Origin of the sequence: Paenibacillus sp. SZ31 (assembly GCF_012912005.1) — a bacterium.
In the GTDB taxonomy this organism is placed as follows: Bacteria; Bacillota; Bacilli; order Paenibacillales; family Paenibacillaceae; genus Paenibacillus.
Genome location: NZ_JABBEA010000008.1, coordinates 217,969 through 242,614 on the forward strand (window position 1 = coordinate 217,969; position 24,646 = coordinate 242,614).

23 protein-coding genes and 1 pseudogene are annotated in these 24,646 nt (G+C 45.2%); 10 read left to right on the forward strand and 14 right to left on the reverse strand.

Going from position 1 to position 24,646, the window contains the following annotated elements:
• Nucleotides 1-113 precede the first annotated feature (113 nt).
• Both HF638_RS17325 and HF638_RS17330 read left to right on the forward strand, forming a co-directional pair.
• Nucleotides 114-230, forward strand: a complete 117-nt coding sequence (locus tag HF638_RS17325) for a helix-turn-helix transcriptional regulator (protein WP_248278184.1) — start codon at nt 114-116, stop codon at nt 228-230.
• 108 nt (nt 231-338) lie between these two features.
• Nucleotides 339-1,118 carry a hypothetical protein gene (locus tag HF638_RS17330; protein WP_169481318.1) on the forward strand — a complete coding sequence of 260 codons (780 nt, stop codon included), beginning with the start codon at nt 339-341 and terminating at the stop codon, nt 1,116-1,118.
• A 108-nt stretch (nt 1,119-1,226) separates the two neighbouring features.
• Here HF638_RS17330 and HF638_RS17335 read toward each other — a convergent pair whose 3' ends face one another.
• A complete protein-coding gene (locus HF638_RS17335; RefSeq protein WP_169481319.1) occupies nt 1,227-2,978 on the reverse strand; it encodes an ABC transporter ATP-binding protein in 1,752 nt (583 codons plus the stop codon).
• A gap of 150 nt (nt 2,979-3,128) precedes the next feature.
• On the opposite strand from HF638_RS17335, the gene HF638_RS17340 reads away from it, so the two are divergent.
• The 3 genes from HF638_RS17340 to HF638_RS17350 all read left to right on the forward strand — a co-directional run bounded on the left by HF638_RS17340 (nt 3,129) and on the right by HF638_RS17350 (nt 8,107).
• Nucleotides 3,129-4,571 carry an ABC transporter permease gene (locus HF638_RS17340; RefSeq protein ID WP_248278185.1) on the forward strand — a complete coding sequence of 481 codons (1,443 nt, stop codon included), beginning with the start codon at nt 3,129-3,131 and terminating at the stop codon, nt 4,569-4,571.
• A gap of 12 nt (nt 4,572-4,583) precedes the next feature.
• Complete coding sequence (locus HF638_RS17345) at nt 4,584-6,095, forward strand: ABC transporter permease (RefSeq protein WP_169481321.1); 1,512 nt, start codon at nt 4,584-4,586, stop codon at nt 6,093-6,095.
• Between the two features lie 191 nt (nt 6,096-6,286).
• Nucleotides 6,287-8,107, forward strand: coding sequence for an ABC transporter substrate-binding protein (locus HF638_RS17350; protein ID WP_169481322.1), 1,821 nt, complete (start codon nt 6,287-6,289; stop codon nt 8,105-8,107).
• A gap of 62 nt (nt 8,108-8,169) precedes the next feature.
• Here the strand turns inward: HF638_RS17350 and HF638_RS17355 are convergent, their stop codons facing one another.
• The 3 genes from HF638_RS17355 to HF638_RS17365 all read right to left on the reverse strand — a co-directional run bounded on the left by HF638_RS17355 (nt 8,170) and on the right by HF638_RS17365 (nt 10,876).
• The gene (locus HF638_RS17355) at nt 8,170-8,814 is read right to left on the reverse strand and encodes a sugar O-acetyltransferase (protein ID WP_248278186.1); all 645 of its coding nucleotides are present in this window, start codon (nt 8,812-8,814) and stop codon (nt 8,170-8,172) included.
• 58 nt (nt 8,815-8,872) lie between these two features.
• Nucleotides 8,873-9,880: an ROK family protein gene (locus tag HF638_RS17360; protein WP_169481323.1), complete on the reverse strand. Its 1,008-nt coding sequence runs from the start codon at nt 9,878-9,880 to the stop codon at nt 8,873-8,875.
• Nucleotides 9,881-10,420: 540 nt separating this feature from the next.
• The gene (locus HF638_RS17365) at nt 10,421-10,876 is read right to left on the reverse strand and encodes a hypothetical protein (protein WP_169481324.1); all 456 of its coding nucleotides are present in this window, start codon (nt 10,874-10,876) and stop codon (nt 10,421-10,423) included.
• A gap of 207 nt (nt 10,877-11,083) precedes the next feature.
• Here HF638_RS17365 and HF638_RS17370 point away from each other — a divergent pair, with 207 nt between their 5' ends.
• Nucleotides 11,084-11,284, forward strand: coding sequence for a hypothetical protein (locus tag HF638_RS17370; protein ID WP_026080945.1), 201 nt, complete (start codon nt 11,084-11,086; stop codon nt 11,282-11,284).
• 265 nt (nt 11,285-11,549) lie between these two features.
• Here HF638_RS17370 and HF638_RS17375 read toward each other — a convergent pair whose 3' ends face one another.
• The 3 genes and pseudogenes from HF638_RS17375 to HF638_RS17385 form a co-directional block, all read right to left on the reverse strand.
• On the reverse strand, nt 11,550-12,008 hold the full coding sequence (locus HF638_RS17375) for a GNAT family N-acetyltransferase (protein WP_169481325.1): 459 nt from the start codon (nt 12,006-12,008) through the stop codon (nt 11,550-11,552).
• Nucleotides 12,009-12,072: 64 nt separating this feature from the next.
• A pseudogene (locus HF638_RS17380) lies at nt 12,073-12,367 on the reverse strand (VOC family protein).
• Between the two features lie 248 nt (nt 12,368-12,615).
• Nucleotides 12,616-13,353: a cyclase family protein gene (locus HF638_RS17385; protein WP_169481326.1), complete on the reverse strand. Its 738-nt coding sequence runs from the start codon at nt 13,351-13,353 to the stop codon at nt 12,616-12,618.
• Nucleotides 13,354-13,587: 234 nt separating this feature from the next.
• Here HF638_RS17385 and HF638_RS17390 point away from each other — a divergent pair, with 234 nt between their 5' ends.
• Nucleotides 13,588-14,223, forward strand: coding sequence for a type 1 glutamine amidotransferase family protein (locus tag HF638_RS17390; RefSeq protein ID WP_169481351.1), 636 nt, complete (start codon nt 13,588-13,590; stop codon nt 14,221-14,223).
• Here HF638_RS17390 and HF638_RS17395 read toward each other — a convergent pair.
• Nucleotides 14,207-15,133, reverse strand: coding sequence for an NADP-dependent oxidoreductase (locus tag HF638_RS17395; RefSeq protein WP_169481327.1), 927 nt, complete (start codon nt 15,131-15,133; stop codon nt 14,207-14,209). The two genes, HF638_RS17390 and HF638_RS17395, sit on opposite strands and share 17 nt — an antisense overlap.
• A gap of 195 nt (nt 15,134-15,328) precedes the next feature.
• Here HF638_RS17395 and HF638_RS17400 point away from each other — a divergent pair, with 195 nt between their 5' ends.
• Nucleotides 15,329-16,207, forward strand: coding sequence for a PhzF family phenazine biosynthesis protein (locus HF638_RS17400; RefSeq protein ID WP_169481328.1), 879 nt, complete (start codon nt 15,329-15,331; stop codon nt 16,205-16,207).
• On the opposite strand, the gene HF638_RS17405 is transcribed toward HF638_RS17400, so the two are convergent.
• The 5 genes from HF638_RS17405 to HF638_RS17425 form a co-directional block, all read right to left on the reverse strand.
• A complete protein-coding gene (locus tag HF638_RS17405) occupies nt 16,195-17,154 on the reverse strand; it encodes an alpha/beta hydrolase (protein WP_169481329.1) in 960 nt (319 codons plus the stop codon). The genes HF638_RS17400 and HF638_RS17405 overlap by 13 nt on opposite strands.
• 109 nt (nt 17,155-17,263) lie before the next feature.
• Nucleotides 17,264-17,980 carry an expansin ExlX gene (gene exlX / locus HF638_RS17410; protein WP_169481330.1) on the reverse strand — a complete coding sequence of 239 codons (717 nt, stop codon included), beginning with the start codon at nt 17,978-17,980 and terminating at the stop codon, nt 17,264-17,266.
• A 336-nt stretch (nt 17,981-18,316) separates the two neighbouring features.
• Complete coding sequence (locus HF638_RS17415; RefSeq protein ID WP_145323658.1) at nt 18,317-19,522, reverse strand: cation:proton antiporter; 1,206 nt, start codon at nt 19,520-19,522, stop codon at nt 18,317-18,319.
• A 3-nt stretch (nt 19,523-19,525) separates the two neighbouring features.
• Entirely contained in the window at nt 19,526-20,032 is a 507-nt protein-coding gene (locus HF638_RS17420) for a cation:proton antiporter regulatory subunit (RefSeq protein ID WP_211175678.1), read from the reverse strand.
• Entirely contained in the window at nt 20,022-20,495 is a 474-nt protein-coding gene (locus HF638_RS17425; RefSeq protein ID WP_169481331.1) for a GreA/GreB family elongation factor, read from the reverse strand. Before HF638_RS17425 ends, HF638_RS17420 begins: the two co-directional genes overlap by 11 nt.
• A 388-nt stretch (nt 20,496-20,883) precedes the next feature.
• On the opposite strand from HF638_RS17425, the gene gdhA reads away from it, so the two are divergent.
• On the forward strand, nt 20,884-22,269 hold the full coding sequence (gdhA, locus tag HF638_RS17430) for an NADP-specific glutamate dehydrogenase (RefSeq protein ID WP_481856162.1): 1,386 nt from the start codon (nt 20,884-20,886) through the stop codon (nt 22,267-22,269).
• Between the two features lie 186 nt (nt 22,270-22,455).
• Entirely contained in the window at nt 22,456-23,310 is an 855-nt protein-coding gene (locus HF638_RS17435) for a pentapeptide repeat-containing protein (protein ID WP_169481332.1), read from the forward strand.
• A 155-nt stretch (nt 23,311-23,465) separates the two neighbouring features.
• Here HF638_RS17435 and HF638_RS17440 read toward each other — a convergent pair whose 3' ends face one another.
• Nucleotides 23,466-24,443, reverse strand: coding sequence for a diaminopimelate dehydrogenase (locus HF638_RS17440; protein WP_370739099.1), 978 nt, complete (start codon nt 24,441-24,443; stop codon nt 23,466-23,468).
• Nucleotides 24,444-24,646: the final 203 nt, after the last annotated feature.

Consider the following 24,646-nt stretch of genomic DNA (forward strand, 5'->3'; position numbering starts at 1 on the left):
ATCCATCAAAAGATGTTATTGCATATTCTGTTGTGTTTGCTCTTGTAATGTAAGCGTAACATATCTATTTTGCAAAATCAACTTCACGATTAGTAGCGTCCATTGGCAGGACTTTGGTCCTCATCAAGGAATGCACCGTGAATCATCACAAAAAAGTGATTTTCAACAAATTAGGTGTGCAATCCAGCACAGAAGCTGTTTCAATTGCCAGCCGAATGTCTTATGTATAGAAGACCCCTATAGATTCCTATAGGTAGTATATGAGAACGTTTGTGCCACAATTTAGAAAGCAGGCAACATGTAGAGAGAGAAAAACACACACATTTCAGGAGGGTAATATGACAATTCCAAAAAAAGTTTCTTTATTCGCCATGCTCATCATGATTATGCTGGTTGCAGCCGCTTGCGGTGACAAAGCAGATAACACAGCCGCAACAGAAGAGCCTACCCCGACAGAAACAACGACGGGTACTGATTCTGAACCAGCGAATACAGAAGAAACAGAGAACACAGAACCAGCAAGCGAAGAGTCCAAGGAAACTGATAATTCCAAAGACGTTGAGCTGGGGACTACAGAAAAAGGTTCTTACACCAATGATTATTTTGGCGTATCGCTGAAATTCCCGGAAGCATGGGAGTTCCAGGATGCTGCAGGCATGAATGAGCTGACAAGTGCTTCATCCGAGGCGATTGCTGGTGATGATGAAACAAAGAAAAAACAAATTGAACTGTCTCAGACCAAAACATTGAATCTGCTTATGGCTTCAAAGTATCCATTAGATGCAGGCCAAGTTGGTCCTTCCGCAATTGCGGTTGCTGAGAAAGTAAGCTTGCTGCAAGGTATTCGTACAGGTAAAGACTACCTGGTAGCAACCAAAAAATTCATGGAAGATAGCCAGTTCCCTTACGATTACAAAGAAATGACAACGGAAACCATCGGTGGTAAAGAGATGGATCTCATGCAAATCACGATGGATGCAGGTGACGGTACAACCGTTACCCAGGACTACTATAGTACGATTATTGAAGGGTATGCTTTCAACTTCATCTTCACTTACATGGATGATGAGACCAAAGCTGAGATTGATACCATCAAAAAATCGGTCCAATTCAAATAATCGCTTTCGATGACTGCTATTATACAAAACACATATAACACAACCCCGATAACGATCTATGGAGATCATCGTCGGGGTTCTTTTGTAGTTACAAAGCGCTATATTCCTTTAGCTAGATATGGCTACCCAGTGTCCTTCCTTGACTTCTACCCACTTGGAATGTTCCAGATTATAACGGTCCTCTACTTCAACATTTTCTCTTGTTGTTTCTTTTACAACATGTCTCTTTTTCTTCGCTTCTACCGCCGGATCAGGTACAGGAATAGCAGAAAGCAACGCCTTGGTGTAGGCATGTTGCGGGTTAGAATACAGTTCTTCGCTCTCTGCAAGCTCCACAATTTTCCCATTATACATGACAGCCACTCGATCACTGATATGTTTGACCATGGACAAGTCATGCGCGATAAAGAGATACGTCAAGCCCAGTCGCTGTTGCAACTCTTCAAGCAATTGTACGATCTGTGCTTGTATCGACACATCCAGTGCAGACAATGGCTCGTCACATACGATGAATTCCGGCTCCACAGCCAGAGCTCGCGCAATACCAATCCGCTGTCTCTGTCCACCCGAAAATTCATGTGGATAACGCTGCGCATGGGTGGGATCAAGACCTACCATCTCCAGTAATTCCTCCACCCGCTTCTCCCGCTGAGCGGCATTACCTGCAAGTTGATGGATATCAAGCGCTTCTCCAATGATATCCATAATCCTCATTTTGGGATTCAGAGATGCATAGGGGTCTTGGAAAATAATCTGCATATGTCTGCGCATCGTTTTCATCTCCGAAGCCGACAGACGATTAAGCGGAACTCCCTTAAACAGTACATCTCCACCCGTTGGCTCATGCAATCGTAGAATGGCACGGCCCGTGGTTGATTTTCCGCTGCCGGATTCCCCTACAACGCCAAGCGTCTCTCCTTGACGAATATGGAAACTGATATCATTCACGGCCTTTAAGATATTGCCTTTCCCCAGATTGAAATGTTGTCTGAGTGATTTCACCTCAAGCAACGGCTGATCATCCTCCAGATCTCTCGGGACCAATAATACCGGTTTTGGCTTTTTCTTCTGATCCAAACGTGGTAATGCATTCAGGAGTCTGATGGTATACGGGTGCTTGGGATTAGCAAAAATCTCTGTCGTTGTCCCGGTTTCCACAATCTGTCCTTCCTTCATAACTACAACCCGATCACACATGCCTGCCACTACGCCCAGATCATGCGTGATCAGGATAATCGATGTGCCCAGTTGGTCCTGCATATCTTTCATCAAATTCAGAATCTGAGCTTGAATCGTAACGTCCAGTGCGGTTGTCGGCTCATCGGCAATGAGCAATTCAGGACGACAAGCAAGTGCAATACCGATCATGACCCGCTGACGCATGCCTCCGGAGAATTCGTGCGGATATTGGTTGTAGCGTATTTCGCTGCGAGTTATCCCCACCCGCTCCATCATGGCAATCGCCTGCTTCTTGGCTTCCCTTTTGGACACCTTCTGGTGTTTGATCAGACTCTCGGAGATCTGTTTACCTACTTTAATGGTCGGATTAAGGGAACTCATCGGGTCCTGAAAGATCATGCCAATATCACGCCCACGAATGCTCTCCATCTCTTTCTGCGTTTTATTGGCCAGGTCGACCCCTTTAAATAGAATCTCTCCATTTTTCATCTGCGAAGGCGGCGATGCAAGTAGCCTCATAATGGAGCGTGCTGTTACACTTTTTCCGCTGCCCGATTCTCCTACAATGCCCAGCGTCTCGCCTTTTCGTACTTCAAAACTCACTTCTCGCACTGCCTGAAACTCACTCTCTCCAGAGTGAAAAGAGACAGATAAATCATTAACTTTCAGTAAAGGTTCCATGCCATCACCAGCTCTCATCCATATTTCACATTTACTCATCTCATATGTATACCATTTAATTCCTTGACAATTGTTTAGACCCTAAATAATATATACTATATCAATCGGAATAATGCAATTTAAACCTGAATGAAAGGAGGCACGCTTGGTTTGAATCTTGCAAAAAGCAGCAGACTCTCGCGGTTGGTACACAATTTAAGTTTTATTTATGGCAAAATGCTGCTTCATCCTTCCTACCGATATGTTCTGTTCATTCTTGGATTACCGATCAATTTGGTCGTATTTCTAATTTGGCGTTCGAATCGAAAAAATGACGGCTGGGTAGCTGCCAGGCAGGCGGCTGAGCAAGAACTGCTCGCTTCTTCCTACAGGAACAAGCTTAAGTTGGAAGTGGAAGATCAGCTGCGTCGCAAACATCGTTTTTTCCAGCAGCAGGTCAGTGAGGTAGAATTCACACGTCAGACCGAGGAATGGTTGGAAGAAAGTGTTCAGACAGAGTTGAAGGAGCGGACGTCCCGCATACTTCTGGAACAAGGAAATCAACGACTTACACTGGCCGATACGTTCCACACCCTTATCGACAAACCATGGTTTTTCGCGATATCCATTATTCCAGGCTGTCTGATGTATAGCATTCTGTTTTTGTATGGCAATCCTTATCTAAAGTACATATTTGAAAGAATACTGATGACGGTATTCGTCATTCTGGGCGTAGCAACACTCGTATTTACGATTTTGTATCTGTCTCCGTTTAACCCGGCAGCTAACATTCTCGGAGAGACAGCAACGCAGGAACAGATTGCAGCATTCAATCAGGTGTATGGCTTGGATCAGCCTTATCTTACACAGCTCTGGAACAATATTAAGGGAGTTGCTCTCTTCGATCTTGGCAAGTCTTTTGCGGGAAATGAAGATGTCACAGCAACGATCGCAAGGAAGTTTCCGATCACATTGACCCTCGCGGTCATCTCCCTGCTATTAGCACTTGTCATTGCATTGCCCATCGGTATCATCTCAGCGATTAAGCCTAATTCATGGTTCGATTATACGTTTATGTTTATCGCTCTGATTGGATTATCGATCCCGAATTTCTGGCAAGGACTTATTTTTATTCTGAACTTTTCGATCAAATTGCAGTGGCTTCCCGCTACCTTCAACCCGCAAAATTGGCTATCGATCATTATGCCAACCATTGTGCTGGGCACGGGACTCACGGCTGCGGTGGCACGTATGACTCGATCTTCCACACTGGAAGTCATTCATGAAGATTATGTGATGACCGCCCGCGCCAAGGGGTTAAGCGAACGTCAGGTCATGCTGAAACACGCTGTACGTAATGCATTGATCCCAATCGTAACTGTGGTTGGACTTCAATTCGGTGCCATGCTGGGCGGGGCAGCGGTAACGGAGAAAGTGTTTAATATCAGCGGTCTCGGCAGCTATATTGTGGATAAGCAATTTATCCCCGATATTCCGAGTATCATGGGCGGAGTAATCTACACCGCAATTACGATCTCCATTATCAATGTAGCGGTTGATCTGCTGTACGCTTTTATTGATCCAAGAGTGCGTTCCAAGATGAAACAATATTAAAGCAGGTGTACTATGACGACAAAATCCTTAACACAAGAAATGCGTTTCCGGCTTAAGTCTTCTCGAGAATACAGTCAGGCAAGCTTTGCCTGGATCACGTCCCTTCTCTTGACTGCATTATTGCTGTTCAACAGTTATGACTGGAGCGGGCAGACGTTCAAACCATTTCTGCTAACGATACTTGGGATCTATACATTCTTCACACTGGTCCAAAGTGTTATCACCTTTCGGATTCGAAAAGACTTGATCCGTACCGGTACGGTCTCTGCCCTGACTCGCAGGTTAGCCTGGGTTCAGCTACTTGCTATCATTTCAGGCAATATATTTATCGTAACGGCAGCCTTTCATCTGATTCGAAAATCCAGGAACGTGGAGTATACCTTTGCGGTGTACATGCTGTTAACCCAGCTGTTCGTGATCGGTGTATCGGCGTTAAATGTTTTCAAACCCTATGTGGCTGACAACTTCCTGCCAGCCATGGCGGTGCTGATATTCATTCTGGTCATCGACCTGGTCATACTGCTTATCGTATCCCGATACAATGCGACCTCTATCCTCCCTCGCTGGATGATCGGTGTCAGTGTAGTACTAATTCTTACCTCGATCACAGGTAATGTATTTGCACTATTGCTCGGCATTTCCATTATCGGACGAATTCGCAGACAGGGGAAACAAAAATCAAACTTCTGGAACGATCTGTGGGAGCGCCTTGCTCCGAATATGACTGCCATGTCCGGTTTGTTTTTTATCATTTTTCTGTTCTCGATATCGATCTGCAGTTTCTTTACCTTTGACTACAGTATGGCTGTGGAAAATAACTACTCGGCTCTGCTTCAACCGCCTTCCCTTGCGTATCCATTGGGAACGGATGACTTCGGACGATGTTTATTTTCCCGGATTGTATTCGGTGCCCGGATCTCCTTGATCGTAGGTTGCATGTCAACCATCATTCCTGTGTTGATCGGCGGAGTCCTCGGAGCATTCTCCGGCTTCTACGGAAGGCATACGGATAACATCATCATGCGGCTGCTCGATATTCTCTATGCAATTCCGGGTATTCTGCTCGCCATTGCCATTATTGCGGCGTTCGGAGCCAATACGGTCAATCTCATTCTGGCGCTGAGTCTGGGTTCGATTCCAACGTATGCCCGTACCATGAGAGCCAGTGTACTCTATGTATCTACATTTGAATTCGTGGAAGCTGCACGTGCACTGGGGTACAACAATCGTACGATTATTTTCAAACACATTATTCCTAACTCGCTTGCGCCCATGATTATCAAATCCACACTCACGATCGGTGGAGCGGTTATCGCTACCAGCAGCTTGAGTTATCTGGGACTCGGTGTAGAGCCGCATATTCCAGAATGGGGTAACATTCTGAAGCTCGGCAGTACATACCTGGAGACCCACTCTTATCTGGCGATTTATCCAGGCTTGGCTATTATTCTACTGGTTCTTTCGTTTAACTTTCTCGGTGACGGCCTGCGTGATGCGCTTGATCCCAAGCTGGAGAAAGCATAAACGAATCGTTGAACGGATACAGAAAAAAGAATTCACACGAATCAATTTCATAACTCACTAAAAATGGATTTCTGTAACTAGATATAGACAAATTGAATCGTTTTGATCTATATCTAGCCCTGATTGAAGCAGCTAAAGGTATTATGAAATTGATTCACACATCACACATTCAAGATATGGAGGGTAATCCCATGAAAAAACGTACACTAATCTCATTGCTATTAATTCTCGTCATTGTGATTTCCGGCTGCAGTGTAAAAACGAAAACCGAATCCCAGGCGGAGACCGCACCAGCGGACACAACAGAAACTGCACAAAAACCGGCAGACATTGAACTGCTCGCCATGAGTTCTTCCGAAAATGATGTAAACATTGTGCGCGACCAGCTGACTAAAAACGGCTTCAATGTGAAACTGAACCTGCAGCCAGATTACGGCAGCTTCAAATCCCAGCAGGATGCAGGGAATTATGACATTGCCTTGTCCAGCTGGACAACGGTAACGGGAAATCCCGATTATGCAGTGCGTTCCCTTTTCAAAACAGGTGGAGATTACAGTATCCTTGCCGATGGGGAGATTGATAAACTCATTGATCAGGCCGCTACTCAAACTCCAGATGAGTACAAAGACACGTACAAACAATTGGAAGATCGCTTGGTAACGGATCAGGCGTATATCGCTCCTTTGTACATTTCCCTGAAAAGTCAGGCTGTGAACAAAGACATTCTGAATGTCGACACCGTTCGTCTCTCCAAATCCCGCGCCATGGCTTGGGAACCGATTGAGTTCAAGGACAGCTCCAAAAATGCCACAGACCCGTTGATTCTGACGCAAAGTGCATCCGTACTGACTTCCCTTGATCCCATCAAAGGAAACGACGGCTCCATCAACCAGTTGAACACCAATATGTATGTACGTCTCGTTAACTTGACAGATGACGATCAGCTGACAGCAGATGGATCACTGTCCCATAACTTCAGTATTGCTGAAGGAAATTCGGACTACTACTTCATTCTCAGAGACGATATCAACTTTGCGAAGATTGATAACAAAAAAGCTGTAGATACAGGAGAACGTGTCGGTGCAGATGATGTGATCTTCTCCCTGGATCGTGCTAAAAATAAAGATTCCGTTCCGGATCACCGGACGTACAGTTTGCATGAACACATCAAAGAAGCTGAGGTTGTAACGGATCTGAGTGCATTGCAATCTGTTAAACAATCCAGCGGTAATGGAACCATCCTGGAAGAATTGGAACAAGGCTTGGGTAGTAAAATTACAGAACTCGTGACTGACAAAACCAAAGCAGATAATAGTGCAGGGAAATATCAGGTCGTTAAACTGACAACAACTGAACCTTTCCCGCAAGTACTGAACTACCTGGCTCACCAATCTGCTGGGATCGTGTCCAAAAAACAGGTGGAGAGCATCAACACGTATGATGTGGCTTCCTTTGACGTCAACAAAGATATTCCTTACGGTGACCAGAACACGGTGACTGAAGGCGCAGCATACAATAACACCCTTTACACGAGTGGCCCTTATATTTTGTCTTATAAAAATGACTATGAAGGTGTATTCTTGAAAAACCCGGCCTACCGTAAAGGTACGGAAGATGAGCCGAAAATCGCTCAGGTTAACGTCCGATTCATCTCGGATGCAGATAGCGCCCTCTCTGCTCTTCGCAGCAGTGAAATCCACTTATACTACGGTGTACCTGAAACCAAGTATGACATCATTGAAAATGACAGCAAACTGAAACTGCAAAGTCTCCCAAGTAACGCTGTCTCCTATCTGTTGTTCAACACGGCCAATCGTGAAGTTGCCAAGAGCAGTGACTTGAGAAAAGCCGTGCTGTACTCCATCAATCAAGATGAGATTTTGAGTTTCTACAAGAACAACAAACTCAAAGCATACTCTACAGTAAGCCCGCTCGTTCAGACCGGGAATGAATTGAAAGCTGATCCTGCAAAAGTAAAAGAATTCTTGAACAATTATAACGCTTCCAAGTAAACGTATAACAAAAAAAAGGTTGTCACCAGGATCATCTATTTGATCCTGATGGCAACCTTTTTTTATTCTTCCAGCACACGGCAATCGGCCATAACATCGGGATAATTTCGCATGCTGTCCGCATCAGTAATTTTGCGAATAACTCTGCACGGTACGCCTGCTGCAAAAGAATGCGGTGGAATATCACGAGTCACCACGCTACCTGCTCCGATCACACAGCCGTCTCCAATCGTTACGCCCCCGCATACTGTAACGTTTGCCGAGATCCATACATCGTTACCAATCGTGACCGGTTTGGCATAACATAGCGCCTTCACATCACCGTTCTGGTCCACCATCTGTCTCCGCTCGCTGGCAATCATGGGGTGAATGGGGGTAACAATCGTAACGTTGGGTCCAAAACTGGTATAGTCCCCGATCGTCACTTGCGCGTCATCTTGTATCGTCAGATTGTAATTACCGAAGAAGTGATCGCCTATTCGGGTATGCACACCATAATGAAAGAAGATGGGGCCTTGCATGAATCCGCCTTCTCCAATCTCTCCCAGTAACTGTTGCAATATCTGATTCCTTTCCTCAGTCTGTTCTTCAAAGGTCTGACTGTAACGCTGACTGAGATTATGGGCTCGCCTTTTGATGGCCTTTAATTCCGGATCACTTGGACTGAACAATACGCCCTTCATGATTCTCTCTTCTTCACGCATCATGAATCCTCCTCTACAAGAGTTAGCTTATAAAATAAAACCCACAGACATGGCCTGTGGGTTATAAGGCTTCTGATAGAATGCCTGACTTCAACGCCTGAAGCACCATTCTTCGTAACCCAGCATCAAAATCATGTTGGAACGAGTCCTGATGTACAATCTCGGGCAACGACGGCATGGGGTGATCCTTCCCGTACTGTTTCCACGCCATATCCAGCTCTTCTCTCTCCACCCGTTCCTGATAAATGACAATCTGGTGAGGGGCAACGACGGCATTAATCGTTTGCAGGATGTGACATACGTTCACTACAAAATCATCTTTGCTCATGTCACGGTGCCAATCAGGTGAATAAGGAAGATACTTGATCTCACCAAACATCCCGTTTTTCCCACGGATCATCTGTCCATTCAACATCATGCCCATACCCGGCGGGTATCGGTTCGGAAAATAAATTCCCGCTACACTCCGTTCCTTCATATCCGCATGCTGTGCACAGTATCCGCTAATCGCTGCATTCACATCATTCTCCACGAGAACGTTCAGTTGGAACTCGCTCTCGATCTCCCGTATCAGATGTGAATGGATAAGCTCTTCATGACTGCTCACCGTGATGTCCCCATCCACGGCTTGCCCCGGAATACCGATGCCGATCATATCAATGGAGGGATACTCTTTAATGAAACGCGCGATAAGTTGCAACATATGCTGTTTATCAAAAGCAGGCAAGATGCCCTCTTCCTTCAGCACAACCTTATTCTCCAGATTCATGACCGTTGCCGAAATTAACTCCTGACCTTTCATCTCTTTGATGTAAAGAACCAAAGCAAGCTTGAAATTATAATTATATCGATATGCCTGAGCAGGACGACCACCGTTAGACGGAACCACTTTATCCTGGAACAACTCTCCGCCATCACATAATTCCTGAATCAGCGCATTAATGGTAACAACACTAAGATTGGTTAGTGAAGCTAATTGCGGTTTGGTCGCCGTTTCCATCTGCTGCATGACTTCACGCACATTATTCAAATTGATGTATTTCATCATTGTAGCGTTGGCCTTTTTCATAACCCTCTCGTTTCTACTCTGGTTCAATTGAGCCAAAGCAATGGTATGCATGTCATTCACACCATATCATAACATAATGCCTTACTCGAACACATGAGTTCCATCGTGCTGGCAAAGGATCGAAATCGGCAGAGCTGCTTTGTTCACTCAAACAAATCATCCATCGACTTCACAGGTTTCACTTCCATCGGTTGCTTTGACAAGGCCATACTTGCATAGGTACCTGCCCAAATTATAACTGCCATAATAACGTAGACCATCCATACTTACCTCCCTGTTTCATGCGGATTATGATTTTGCGATACTTATCACATGTGACTATTCTTATAGTTATTAAACATACTTTATAAAGTGTGTTACGTAAGTATGCGAGGATAATAGTTCTTTGTCAATATGATATATCCGATTCCCTTTCAGTCCAAGAAAGATCGGAACGCATTACTACAACAACATGTATCATCTCGATGCCCATAAAAAATAACTGCCGAAAGAATCATTCAGCGATTCCGTTGGCAGCCATTTGTTCAACAAGCGAGCAGTTTATTGCGAATAGATTCGCTGTACCCCGGGCAATAAGGTCACAACTTGAATACCCACTCCCCATGCAAAATAGACCAAGTGAATGATAGAGACATCCTGAATCCAGTACACCTGTGCCATAATCCAGATGATGAGAGAAAAGCCCGTATACAAGGAAAAGGTCCAAGCCCAGTAACGGTCAGAATAGAAATTCAGTCTCTCACCTAGCCCCCAATGAATGTAGCGGAAGAGCGAGATAGCAATCATTATGGGCATCACGCCAAGAACCAACAATAGGATGATTCCTGGGAACAAAAAACTGGCAAACGGAGAATGCTTCAACAAAGATGCGGGCAAATTCACCATACTTCCGGATGGGTCTATGATTAAAATGACGCCTCCAACAATCGCCCCAATCCCCAGCATTCCATGCATCAACATGAGTAACCACGATCTGCCTATACGCTGCTTCATCATGAATTGCTCCTTCCGTTCTCTCGTTTCTCAACCTCATATATGGAGGATTATGCTCAAACCCTCTAGTACCATTCTCACACATGCCGCGTATTGTTCCTGTGCTTCTTTTCACTATATTGATCTCGAAAATCATTCGTAATGGAAAAACTTGATAAAAGAACGTACGTTCGGTATAATGAGATTATCCTGAATAAGCGAGAGGCAGATATGGACGACAAATTTATTAAAGAATTACGCGAGATTAGTCGGGATGACAGACGAAGATCGGAATTTATGATCCAAGGTTTGAAGGAAACACTGCAAGAACGCAAAGAAGAAGGCATACTCAAGCGCTGGATACGGCGTAAGAAAACAGAAAAAAAAATCTCTCAAAGATTTAATCAAGATCCTCACTCGGATCAAAAGTAACAACATAAAAAGGAGGCGGAATACGCCTCCCTTGCTATTTACATATGTGAATCATTTAGACTTTGTTAGTTGTGACTTAACCCATAAGTTTGCCAAAGCACACATTTATGCTTCTAAATAAATCAAATCCTAGCTGAACTTGGTTCCTGATAAGCTTACTTGCCTGTTGCCAGTTAGCTAAATGAAAAAAGAGCAGCCTGCCAACCTGCAGTCTGCCCCGTGCTTTATGAACTAACGTTTCCCGTTAGCTTATAAGTAAGGGTCTCTATAGCTCTTTTACCATCTTCACAACTTCAATTTCATAATTTAAATGCTTATAGAAATTTACGGCACGAAGGTTATTGTTAAAGACATTCAGTATAAGCTGTCGATAGCCTTTTTGCCTTGACCACTCTTCTGCTTTGGTCATGAGTCCCTTGCCGACCCCTTTTCCTTCTCCTTGTGGAGAAACCGCAATCGCCACAATATAACCTTGTTCTATATCGTTCAATTTATCTTTTTGCGGCTGTACTTCAAGGAAACCCAGTAGCTCTCCTGTTTCATCTTCCGCCACAAAAATCTCCGTACCAGGAGAAAGATTGTCTACTGATTCTTGGGCTAGGCTGAGCTGTGATTCTTCCATTTTGTCTGGATCACGCCAGCTCATCAGCTCAAAGTCCATAAATCGTAAAGCCAGACTTACAATGAAATCTTTATCGGACTCTTGAAAAGCTCTAATCTGCATACACTTACCCCTTATATATAATATAAATTATGGAATATCTGTTCTAATCTTAAAATTAATGTCGTTATTTCTCCCAAAGCTCGACCAGTCGACCTTCAGGAACTTCATTCAAAATAAACTTTCCAAATTCACTAATCTCTTTTTTCTTTGCAAGAAGTACACTAATCTGTTCGAGATGCTCCATAGTCTGGTTTAGATTATGTACTTGGAAATTTAACATCACTTGTTGTTCTGTTGGAAAATAACTGTCATTCTCGATAAAGAAAGAAAAGATCGTCTCATTTCCTAATTGGGTTTTATCACAGTCCCATTCCAATTTTCTATGTCAATCTTCAACACCTCACTGTACCTTTTTTTATAACTTCAAGATTCTTAGTTCTCCAAAATACTCCTCCGAAACCTTATATCATCGTATCTAACTCCTGTCTATCATCAAATTTTTAGCTATCCGATTACATTAAATATTCGAGGTTTAAATTAAAATACCTTTTTCAACTATTCTGCCCGTTAGTTGAAAGACAGCCGACTATTTAGCCGGCTGTCTGCTTGAGTATCATTCTGAGTTCTGTGCCGGATTTATCTATTTCAGCTTTTGATCTAGCTAGTTTTACGGCAAAATGGCAAAAGACCGGACTGGGAAACCAGAAGCTTTCTCCGCTTTGGGTACAATATTGAAAATAACAGCGCCCTTGGCCGGCACCTGATCCAGATTCGTTAACAGCTCAACTTGATATGTATCCTGGGCAAGTACATAATATTCTGCCAGAAGTGCTCCATTCTTCTGATAATCCACGGCTGAATCCGTGTCAAAGGTTTCGTGGCCAATGGCCTTTATTTTTCGTTCCTCAAATAAAAACATAAGCGCACTAACTGACCATCCCGGTGCATGACTGTTGCCCTCATCATCCTTGTTATCAAATGCTTCATGGCTGGGCCAACGTTTGCTCCAGTCGGTACGTAAGGCTACGAAACTTCCAGCCTCTATCACACCATGCTCTCTTTCAAATTCAAGAATGTGCTCCACATCCAGTGTGAAATCCGGATTGTTCTGAACTTCAGCGGACTGGTCAATGACCACAAGCGGTAGTACAAGCTCCTTTAAACCCAATTCATCGAGATAGCGGGTATCCCGAACGAAGTGAATCGGCGCATCAAGATGCGTCCCGTACTGACCCGGGAACCTGAAGCTCTGGGCAAAGAAACCTTGATCGTGATCAAACAATGTATCGAATTGTGCTGCTTCAAATGCTGAAAAATGTGGAGAGTCTGGTCCAAATGTATGGGTCAGATCCACCCACTTCTTTTCTTTTAACAACTGAATGGCTTGAATGAGTTCGTTGGACATCCTAATCACCTCATGCACAGAATGGAATAAATTTCTCCTATTATATCTTATTCCACTACAATTGGGGAGAAGTCCCTATATTGGTTGGCAGGGTCATGTCCCAATCTCACTTTTTCTATTGGCATATCTGTTAATTATCAAATTTATAAACTTCACTGACCGTAGTTGTCAGTGAAGTTTATTTATAATACAAGAGTAATCCATTCAATCATGAAAACAAAAGGAGCATGTATGATGCAAACGAAGAACGTATATCTATATGTATTTGATACGATGGCAGACTGGGAGGTAGGATATTTAACTGCTGAATTGAACTCGGGAAGGTATTTCAGGAAAGAGTTCAAGCCTTTACAGGTCGTAACCGTAGGTGTAGATAAACATCCGGTAACTACCATGGGCGGATTGAACATCCTTCCTCATATTTCTATTGATGAATGTACATTGAAAGGTGACGACGTCATCATTCTTCCAGGAGGAAACACCTGGATGGACACCATCCATGACCCCCTATTGAAAAAAGTTACTGCCTCTATAGAAGAAGGTACGGTTATTGCCGCCATATGTGGTGCTACCGTTGGACTTGCAAAAATGGGGTTACTGAACTCCAAGCAGCATACAAGCAATGATTTAGAATACCTGAAGATGATATGTCCTAACTATACTGGAGAAACATATTATGAAACGGAGCCAGCAGTAACCGATGGAAATGTAGTTACTGCATCAGGCATAGCTCCGTTAGAATTTACGATGCATGTACTGAAGAGACTGGATGTTTTTGCACCAGAAACATTACAGGCCTGGTACAATCTGTATCAGACTCATCAGCCAAAATACTTCTACGAGTTAATGAATTCTATTGCACCTGAATAACAAGTTTCCCTCGGGTATGATGGGTTTCACTCTTCTTATGTGCTTCCCTTACTCCCTGTTGAGTTAGCGGGTACGTTCCATCAATAATCGATTTGAGCTTACCTTCCGCAACCAGTTCAGCCAACTGATCCAGTTGATCCCCTTTGGGCTCCATCATGAAGACGTTGGCTGTTACTCCAGCCTCCTTGGCAAGCTTCTCATCCGGTTGTTCCACCAAGGATACCAGATGCCCACCAGACTTCACCACCTTGAAGCTGTCGCGCTGAATGTCGCCGCCCATCGTGTCCAGTACAACATCATAACCGGAGAGAATCTCCGAGAAATCTTCTTTTTTATAATTGATAAAAAGATCCACACCCAACGAGCGAAGCAATGCTTCGTTCGATTCACTCGCCGTGGACGCCACTTCAGCGCCGAGGGACTTGGCAATCTGAATGGCATATGTTCCCACACCACCTGCGCCAGCATGGATGAGCACCTTCTGTCCTTTGGCTAACCGTCCATGATCCACAAGGGCCTGCCAGGCCGTCATCGCAGCCAGCGGGATCGCTGCCGCTTCCTCGAAACTCAGTTTCTCCGGTATACGGGCAATAATATCCGCATCGACAGCAACATATTCTGCATAGGTCCCGAATTGACGCGGACGCGCAAACACCCGATCACCTTCTCTGAACCTGATGACATTCGAGCCAACTTCAGCCACCGTGCCAGCAACATCGCCACCCAAAATCAACGGAAAATTCTCCGCTGCCTCTTTCATATCGCCTTGTCTGATTTTGAAGTCCACCGGGTTCACCGACGTGGCATGCGTTCGAATTAGCACCTGATTCACTCCACACGCCGGCTTGGCTACTTCCTGTTCCTTCAATTGTTCCGCTCCACCAAATTCCTCAATCACAATTGCTTTCATTAGAGATCCCAGCCTTTCCATTGGATTATCGTTATGCTCTCTCCCTTCATTACCCTTTCCCGGCGATCACTTGACCTATTCATTCAAGAATTCAAAGAAGGTGGTGCTCACATTTCAGTTCAAGAACCATGATATAATGTCGATTATCGATTAGGTTTAACCTTTACCCAATAACTAAACAAGCGAGGTAACACGATGGAAGTAGAAGTCAGTACATTACATTCATTTTCGGACAAGGTTCTTGGCGGAAACCCCGCAGGCGTTGTTCTACAAGCAGCGCATTTATCTGAATCCCAGATGCAGGAGATTGCCAGACAAGTCGGTTTTTCAGAGACAGCATTTGTTATGCCGTCGGATCAGGCTGATTTCAAAGTGCGTTACTTCACCCCAAGTGATGAAGTCGATCTATGCGGGCATGCAACAATTGCTTTATTTTATCTAATGAAGACACAGCAGCTCGTTGATGTTGGTACATATACATTAGAGACACTGGCGGGAATTCTTGAGGTTGTTATCGAAATCAATGGAGAAGTCTATCTGTCTCAGACGCTGCCGGAGTTTGGGAAGATCGTGGATCGACAGCAGATTGCCGATTCGTTACGTATTTCTATGGCGGATCTGAATGCCGAACTACCTGTACAGATCGTATCTACCGGACTACCCGATATCCTGATAGCCGTTAAAGATAATGATGTTCTGACCAAAATCGACCCTGACTTCCAGCGTATCACTGAAATATGTAAGGCTCATCATGCCGTAGGTTATCACGTGTTTACACTCGAATCAGATGATATGGACGTTCTGGCAGAATGCCGTAATTTTGCACCGCTTTATGATATACCGGAAGAGAGCGCAACGGGCACATCCAATGGTGCAATGCTCTGTTATTTATCCCAGTACAACCAGCTTACATATCCTCATCTTCACACGTACACGATTAGACAAGGGTATACCATGAACCGCCCCTCCGAGATCCGAGCCAGATTAACGCTGGGCAGCTCTAATGAAATCACTCAGATTCAGGTTGGCGGTAGCGCCGTTCATATCGAAAATATCCTAATTCACCTCCCATAGTGGGAGGTGTTTTCCAAAAATCGTAGCACCGCCGCCTCCAATTGCTTCAGCCCTGGTTGCTCTATCGGGAAGTGGCCTGAACCCTCCAAGATCACACATTCCTTGTCCACCACCAGACGATCAAAAAAAGATTGGCTGAACCGGATCGGTGTCATGGGGTCCAATTCAGGGTGAACCAACAGGACCGGACACTGGCTGAACTGTTCCGGGCTTACCTCCGGCTCCTTATTAAGGAATGTCCTTAATAGTTCCAACGGAATACGTGTGGCTGCCGCTTGTAGATCATTCATTATAAGCCGGGTTAAGTCCTTGTTATTGGTAATCAGTTGCATCCGGGATACCTGCTTGACCGAAATGCGTACGTGATCCAGTGGACCGGGGAACAGATCCATCATACGTTTTCCCACACGGCTCACCAGACGATTCGGCGCAAGCTGATCGCGCATTTTCGGATTACTGGTGTCTACAAATGTAGTTGCGATCAAACCCTTAACACGCTTGCTGCGTGCACTGGTGTGATAGGCAAGCATACCTCCGATGCTACTTCCCAATACAACGATTGGCTTGCCGTCATTCTGGTATTCCCGTTCGATGAGTGAAACAAGCAGCTCTATCCATAGTTCGTAGTTGATACGTGTACCAGACATTGCATAACTTAACCCATACGGCGGAAGATCTGGCGATACCACCTCGTATCCATGTCGCTGCAACATGCGGGCATACGGGGCGAGCAACCTGCCATTGCCTCCCGCACCGTGTATAAACAAAATTTTGATCGAAGACTCAGGCGCAGGTAATCGATCAATATGTAGATGAACCCCATTCGATTCCCACCATTCTTCTTCAGGAGCTGAATGATCTTCCAGCCTGACTTCTTCCGGGAAAAAATCCTGATACTGTTTCCAATAGGGATGTGTTATCTGATAGGAAGGCAAACTTTTTTTCATGCGATACATTCTCCTCTTTTCGTATACAAAAAAAGCCGTACAATGTACGACTTTTCGTTATAAACCGTCTATGACCATACTTCTTTATTATAACACCTTCATATATCTGTCAATCGGGAAATTGTACATTACCCGGTACGATATATGCACCACCCGATCCATCATTAGGCAGAGCCGGGATCGTGTCATTCAATATCTGACCGCGAATATCGGTAATACGAACGTTCAGTTTTTCTTTGCCTAGTCCAGTTCCGAGGAAATGATTATAGTCCTGCTTTTCAAGATTGAGCCACGTACCATCCTTCTGTTTCACTTCGAACTTCAGCACCGGATACTTATGATTGCGGACCTGAATGGCTGCCCACCACTGACTGCTGCCTTCCTTGATCCGATAGGAGACGTTGCCTTGAATTGGAGCTTTGACCACTTTCCAGCTGATATTGATTTTGCCTGCCTTCGGGTCACCGATCAGGTTAAAGGCATTCGGCGAGAGATCCAGCGCTCCACTAGCGCCCTCTGGATAGAGGTCTGTTACATAGACGGTTGTTTTGCCTTTAGGTCCCTGTACTTCAAGATAGGCCCCCGCCAATGCAGCTTTGACGCCATTATAATTGAGCTGGAATGGATTAAGTGCAGTGATCTTCATGTCTGCCGGGATGGGATCAAGCAACACTGCACCTCCTGAGTAGCCTGAGCCCGTATACGTCGCGTAACCCTGATATGTATCATTCCATGCAGCAGATGCAGGTAAAGCAAATAATACGAGACTGAGCAATAACCCTGTACCGGCCCATTTTAACCGTTGAAATCTACTTTTCTTGTTCATCAACTATTCCTCCTCGTCCGTTCTCGTGTAAATGGTTAGTTCAACTACTAGATTTGAATATAGCATTATTTTACATAATAACTGTTTATTTTCAATCCATTTCTACCAAATCGCATCCAAAGTCCTGCCTCAGGACTTGAACATTCACGACCACGCACAAGATATGGATACATACCATAAATTGGTGAAATGAGTATTATAACAAGGTTGTACTGGGTCAATTCCCAATAAAAAAAACGCCACACCCTGGAGTGATTTCTCTCTCCAAAAGGTGTGACGCCCTATTAAACACTACGGTCAGAATTCCCGATCTGTCTAAGGACAGCCAGTGTTCGACTAACCCGTTTCCCTTCGTTTCATCCGCTTCCTTAGACGCTCATACTGAGCATAGATCCGCGGAGATTCTTTGGTTAGGATAGGTCCCAGCACAGCCAGAATTAACACATATAATACGGCAAACGATTGGATGGACGCCATCAGTCCTCCGGCCTTGCCGATGTTCGCCATGATAATGGAGAATTCGCCCCGGGAGACCAGGGTAAAGCCCACATTCAACGAGGCCTTTGGACTCATTCCAGCCAATCTGCCAGCGATCATGCCTGCACCATAGTTACTGGCGATCGTCAGAATAACAGCAATAATCGTCATGCCCACAGCTCCGCCAAGTGATGACGGCTCAATGGTCAGGCCAAAGCTGAAGAAGAAAATCGCACCAAAAAAATCTTTGAAAGGCATGATCTGATGCTCAATCCGACTCACATGTCTTGATTCGCCCAACACAAGCCCCATCATCAAAGCCCCGATTGCTTCGGCTACATGAAGTGTCTCCGAGAAACCTGCCACCAGGAAGAGCAGTGTCATGACAGTAAGCAGAAATAACTCCGATGATTTAATGTTCAGTGCCTTATCAATATATTTGATGCTTTTCCTGCCGATGATCAGGAAAAGCACAATGAACAGCAACGCAGATAGGGACACCAGCAGGACACTCAAGAATGAAGTTGCCCCGCTGAGCACAAGTCCGGTCAGAATCGAGATATGAATCGCGATGAACAAATCATCAAACATGATCATACCCATAATAATCTCTGTCTCCGGGTTCGCTGTGCGTTTCAGATCTACGAGCACTTTAGCCACGATGGCTGTAGAAGAACTGGTCATGATGCCACATACAACGAGTGTCTCCTGGAGCGGCAGATTCATGAACCAGCCCAGTAGCAGACCCGAGACAAAATTAAGGCCTACATAGAACATGCCCCCGGTCAGAATGGCTTTGCCAGACTTTAATAGACGGGAGACGGAGAATTCCAGACCCAGATAAAATAACAAAAACAAAATGCCAAGTCTGCCCATAAATTCAATAAAGGTCGAACTTTCGATAAAACGTAAATCCACAATCCCGATCTGTGGTGCATGTGGTCCTACAGCCATACCAATCAGTATATAGAAAGGAATGACCGAAAAACGTAATCGTGAAGATATCAGCCCCGTAAGTGTAATCAGCGCAACGGCAATTCCCACTTCGAATATGAGCATATCCATAGGCTAAGTCCGTCCATCAGTCAACAATTGTTTGAGCTGTTTGATCTGATTCCGTTCACCGGCAACCACAACTGTAGCTCCAGCGGTAAAAACGTAATCCGGACCGGGATTAAATTGCTTTTCCCTGTCCTTAGTCACAACAGCCAGAATAACGGCCCCCGTAGCCTGCCGAATATCCAGTTCCCCAATCGTCATGCCTATGCTTGCCGCGTGAGGCTCAATTCGGAGCCATTCAATTAAGAGCCCTTCAAGCATCACTTCACGTTCATTCTGAAACTGAGGTTTGTAGGTCATACCACCAACGATAGCGGCAACCGCACGGGCTTCATCATCGTCCAAGGTAACCAGAGATACCATATCACCCAGCTCTTCAGGCGTATCCCCTGACTCCATATGGAACAGGTCACGTCGCTCGTCGTTATGAATCACAATGACCAGGTGCTCACCACTGCGGGTATGCAGCCAATATTTACGTCCAATCCCTGGCAGGTCTGTCTCTTTAAAGTGCATGATCTGCACCCCCTAAGGCCAACCCGTTCAAGGTTTCGCTCTTCAGCTCAATTCCCGTGATGCGTATCCTCATCGAGCCTGATGGCGTATGAACAGACCGCACTTCCCCTTTACTGCCAAGCAGTAATTGACTCCCTACCGGGGAGAGAAAAGAAATACGCCCCTCATCCGGATCCGTATCATCTGGCATGACAATCATGAACGAATCGGACGTATGAAAATCGATGTATTCAAAATCAATATGGCTGCCGATCAATACAGCCGAGTCCAGATCTTCATCAGGACCGAGGAGCAGTTTTTCCACATAGTGCGTATACGCCAACAGCTGTTTTTCCAACTGTATTCGCTCCGGATCACGCACGTCGAAATAGGCGTCGAGAAATGTTCTTTTCTCTTCACCCAATGTAAATAGCTGGCTCACCAGCTTCTCTCTGCAATTTTGGCGGGAAGTCCTATGGTTCATAATAGATTTCACCCCCTATACAAGCCTTGTTCTCCATGTTGATTGGCATGTTTCTCTTCATCATCTTGTTTTCCTCCTTTGTATTGTTAAAAGCCCCCTGAATACGAGACCTTCTTACCATCTTACCAAAACTAATATATTAATCCAGTATATTCGGCTAACTTGCTGTTTTATTCTTATTAGTGGTCATATCTTCCATTTGATAACTTCATTCTTCACATCAGATGGTAGATCCATAGAACATTTTAATTACTGCATAAAAAACATTTTATGGATTTCCATCTCGTATTTTTATTTGCTTTCCTGTATATTTAACTACAAACTTTTATGCAATTTATGCAAATAAGCATCTACAGACTTTAACACAATAAAGGAGTGCATTGAAAAAGTGTCCACGATAACAAAAGAAACTACAGAGTCAGCTCAAGTTACTGCCGCAGAATATGTTCATTCCGTCTATGAGTCGGTTGTCGCGAGAAATCCGCACGAAGACGAGTTCCATCAGGCTGTCAAAGAAATCCTGGATTCCCTTATTCCTGTCATTGAAGCACATCCCAAATATAAGAACCATAGTCTGCTGGAACAGCTTGTCGAACCCGAACGTGTAATCACATTCCGTGTCCCGTGGGTAGATGATCAGGGCAAAGTTCAGGTTAACCGTGGATTCCGGGTACAGTTCAACAGTGCCATTGGTCCGTACAAAGGCGGACTTCGCTTCCACCCTTCCGTATACTCGGGCATCATCAAGTTCCTCGGCTTCGAACAGATTTTCAAAAATGCGTTGACCGGACTGCCTATTGGTGGTGGTAAAGGTGGTTCTGACTTCGATCCCAAAGGAAAATCAGATCTGGAAGTGATGCGTTTCACGCAAAGCTTCATGACAGAGCTGTACAAATATATTGGTTCCGATACCGATGTACCCGCAGGTGACATTGGTGTAGGCGCAAGGGAAATCGGTTACATGTTCGGCCAATACAAACGTATCCATGGCGGGCATGAGGCAGGCGTTTTGACAGGTAAAGGTCTGCTGTACGGAGGAAGCTTGGCACGTAAAGAAGCGACTGGCTTCGGCTGTGTGTACTTTGTGAAGGAGATGCTGCAATCCAAAGGGCTCAGCTTCAAGGACAGCACAGTCGTTGTCTCTGGCTCAGGCAATGTATCCATCTATGCCATACAGAAGGCACAGGAGCTTGGAGCTACAGTCGTGGCGTGTAGTGACTCAGGTGGCTACATACACGATCCACAAGGCATCAACCTGGATACCGTGAAACGTCTGAAAGAGGTTGATCGTCTGCGCATCAGCGAATACATCAAAGAACACCCGCATGCTACATTTACCGAAGGCTGTGAAGGCATCTGGTCTATTCCTTGTGATATTGCTCTTCCGTGCGCGACACAAAACGAGATCGATGAAGAAGCTGCGGCCCTGCTGGTCAAAGGTGGCGTAAAAGCCATTGGCGAAGGTGCGAATATGCCTTCCACCCTGGCTGCCATTGACGTCTTCCACGGTGCAGGCGTACTGTTCGGTCCAGCCAAAGCGGCGAATGCCGGCGGTGTAGCCGTGTCTGCTCTTGAAATGTCACAGAACAGCATGCGGTTGTCCTGGTCATTTGAAGAAGTAGACGCAAAGCTGCATGACATCATGAAGAACATCTACACCAGCTGTGTAGAAGCTGCTGAAGAATATGGCTGTGAAGGCAACCTCGTAGCCGGAGCGAATATCGCCGGTTTCCTCAAGGTAGCCGATTCCATGATCGCTCAAGGTGTAGTTTAATTTAAATACAGAATAATATGGAGAAATTCCTGAATAACGGAAGGATTCTCCACGATCAAAGGGCGTTCCCATGTAATTTGGGAAACGTCCTTTTTCCTTATCATCAATTGATCTAATCCCAGGGCAATGGTAAAGTGGTACTGACGTAATTTCATCTATGTGTACTATTATAAGGAAGTGTTTACATTGTCTAACCAACCATTTGCCAGCACTGCGAGTCCTCATCTTAGCGCAGACTGTGAGCAATGTTTTGGCCTGTGCTGTGTTGCCTTGCCCTATGGCAAGTCATCTGACTTTGCTTTTGATAAAGCCAGCGGCACACCCTGTCCCAATCTGCGCACGGACAATCGCTGCGGTATCCATACCCAGCTTCGGCAGAAAGGGTTCAAAGGCTGCACGGTATACGACTGTTTCGGAGCTGGACAGAAGCTGTCCCAAGTGACCTACGCGGGCAAAGATTGGCGTGATCATCCAGAGACTGCAAACGAGATGTTCGATTGTCTGCCTGCCTTGCGACAACTTCACGAGTTGCTCAGTTATATGAAGGAAATGATGATGAGACCGGAGACGTCATTCCTTCACTCGGCATTTGGTGAGTTATATGAGGAGATTGAGCACTTGAGCAATCTGGAGCCTGCGGCTCTTCTCCTTCTGGACATCGCCAATTATCGGTCCAGTGTGAATCAACTGCTGGTTCAGGCGAGTGAAATGGTACGCGCGAATGTTCCACCCACCGCTCATGGACAAGGGAAGTCGAAGAAGAGTAAAAAACGTACCGGAAGTGACTTTTTTGGTGCCAATTTAAAAGGGGCTGACCTGCGGGGCGCAAGCTTCCGGGGGGCTTTAATGATCGCGGCCGACCTCCGAAATGCAGATACACGAAATGCGGATTGGATTGGCGCAGACTTGCGGGATACGGATCTGGGCGATGCAGACCTGAGAGGTGGCATCTTCCTGACGCAATCGCAGATTAATGCAGCCAAAGGTAATGTGAATACCAAGTTGCCGGATCATCTTAACATTCCCTCACACTGGGTGTAGGGTGCCATTTCCGCAAGAGCATGAGCAGGAATATAACCAGCAATGTACCTTGCTAATTCATACGAATGTATGAAACGTATACAGAAAAAAAACAGCTCGTCCTATATATCCAAGGACGAGCTGTTTGTTATACAAATCACAGGAATGAATCAGAATTATAACAAGTCGCGGCGAAGATCTTCAGCCGATTTCGGAGACAAGTGACCGAGCGGAATATCAAATACCGTTTTCGCTCCCTTATGTCCTTCCACGCTCAAGCGTTGCGCTGCTCTCGCATACGCCACAAGTACGCTTGCTGTAAATTCAGGATTGCTGTCGAGTTTCAGACCAAATTCAATAATTTGCTTTTGACCGGCACCTGTAACCCCACTGCGAATCACAAATCCACCATGCGGCATACCTTCATGCTCGGATTTCAATTCTTCTTCGCTAATGAACGTTACTGTTGTATCGTAATCTGCAAAATAGTTAGGCATCGACACAATCGTCTCACGGATCTCATCTTGATTAGCACCATCTTCTGCTACCACATAACATTGACGCAGATGCTTCTCACGTGTAGACAGCTCTGGTGTCTCCCCTGCACGAATGCGATTGATCACCTCTTCAACAGGTACAGTATACTGTACGCCCGCCTTAACGCCTGGAACACGACGAATAGCATCCGAGTGACCTTGGCTCACACCTTTGCCCCAGAACGTGTACTCTTTTCCTTCTGGCAGGATAGACTGTGCAAGCAGACGGTTCATGGAGAACAAACCTGGGTCCCAACCTGTGGAAATGACACTTACGTGACCGCCTTGCTCTGCCGCAGCATTAACTTCCTTGTAGAATTCAGGAATCTTAGCATGTGTATCGAAGCTATCTACCGTATTGAACAACTTGGCGATGGCTGGTGTCTGCTCTGGAAGGTCGGTTGCAGAACCACCACAGAGGATCATAACATCAACCTTGCCTATGTATTGCTCCGCTGCAGAGATATGCTCAAAACGTACTTCTGTGCTTTCAGCGACCATCTGCTCCGGATTACGACGTGTAAACACAGCAATCAGTTCCAGATCCTCGTTCTGGGAAATGGCTTTCTCTACACCTTTACCCAAGTTACCGTAACCAACAATACCCACTCTAATCATGTTCAATCCTCTCCTGTCTTCTTCTATAGTTGTCTATTACTTCTTGTATAATGATATAACATACCATGTAACTTGTCAGGTTTCCAGTTCGAATAAAAAATACCTTACAGCGGTGCAGCAATAATGCGGCTCCGTATGCAAGGTATTATGGCGTTCATTCGTTATTATTGGTAGATAGAAAGTAGGTAAGAACAATGCACCTA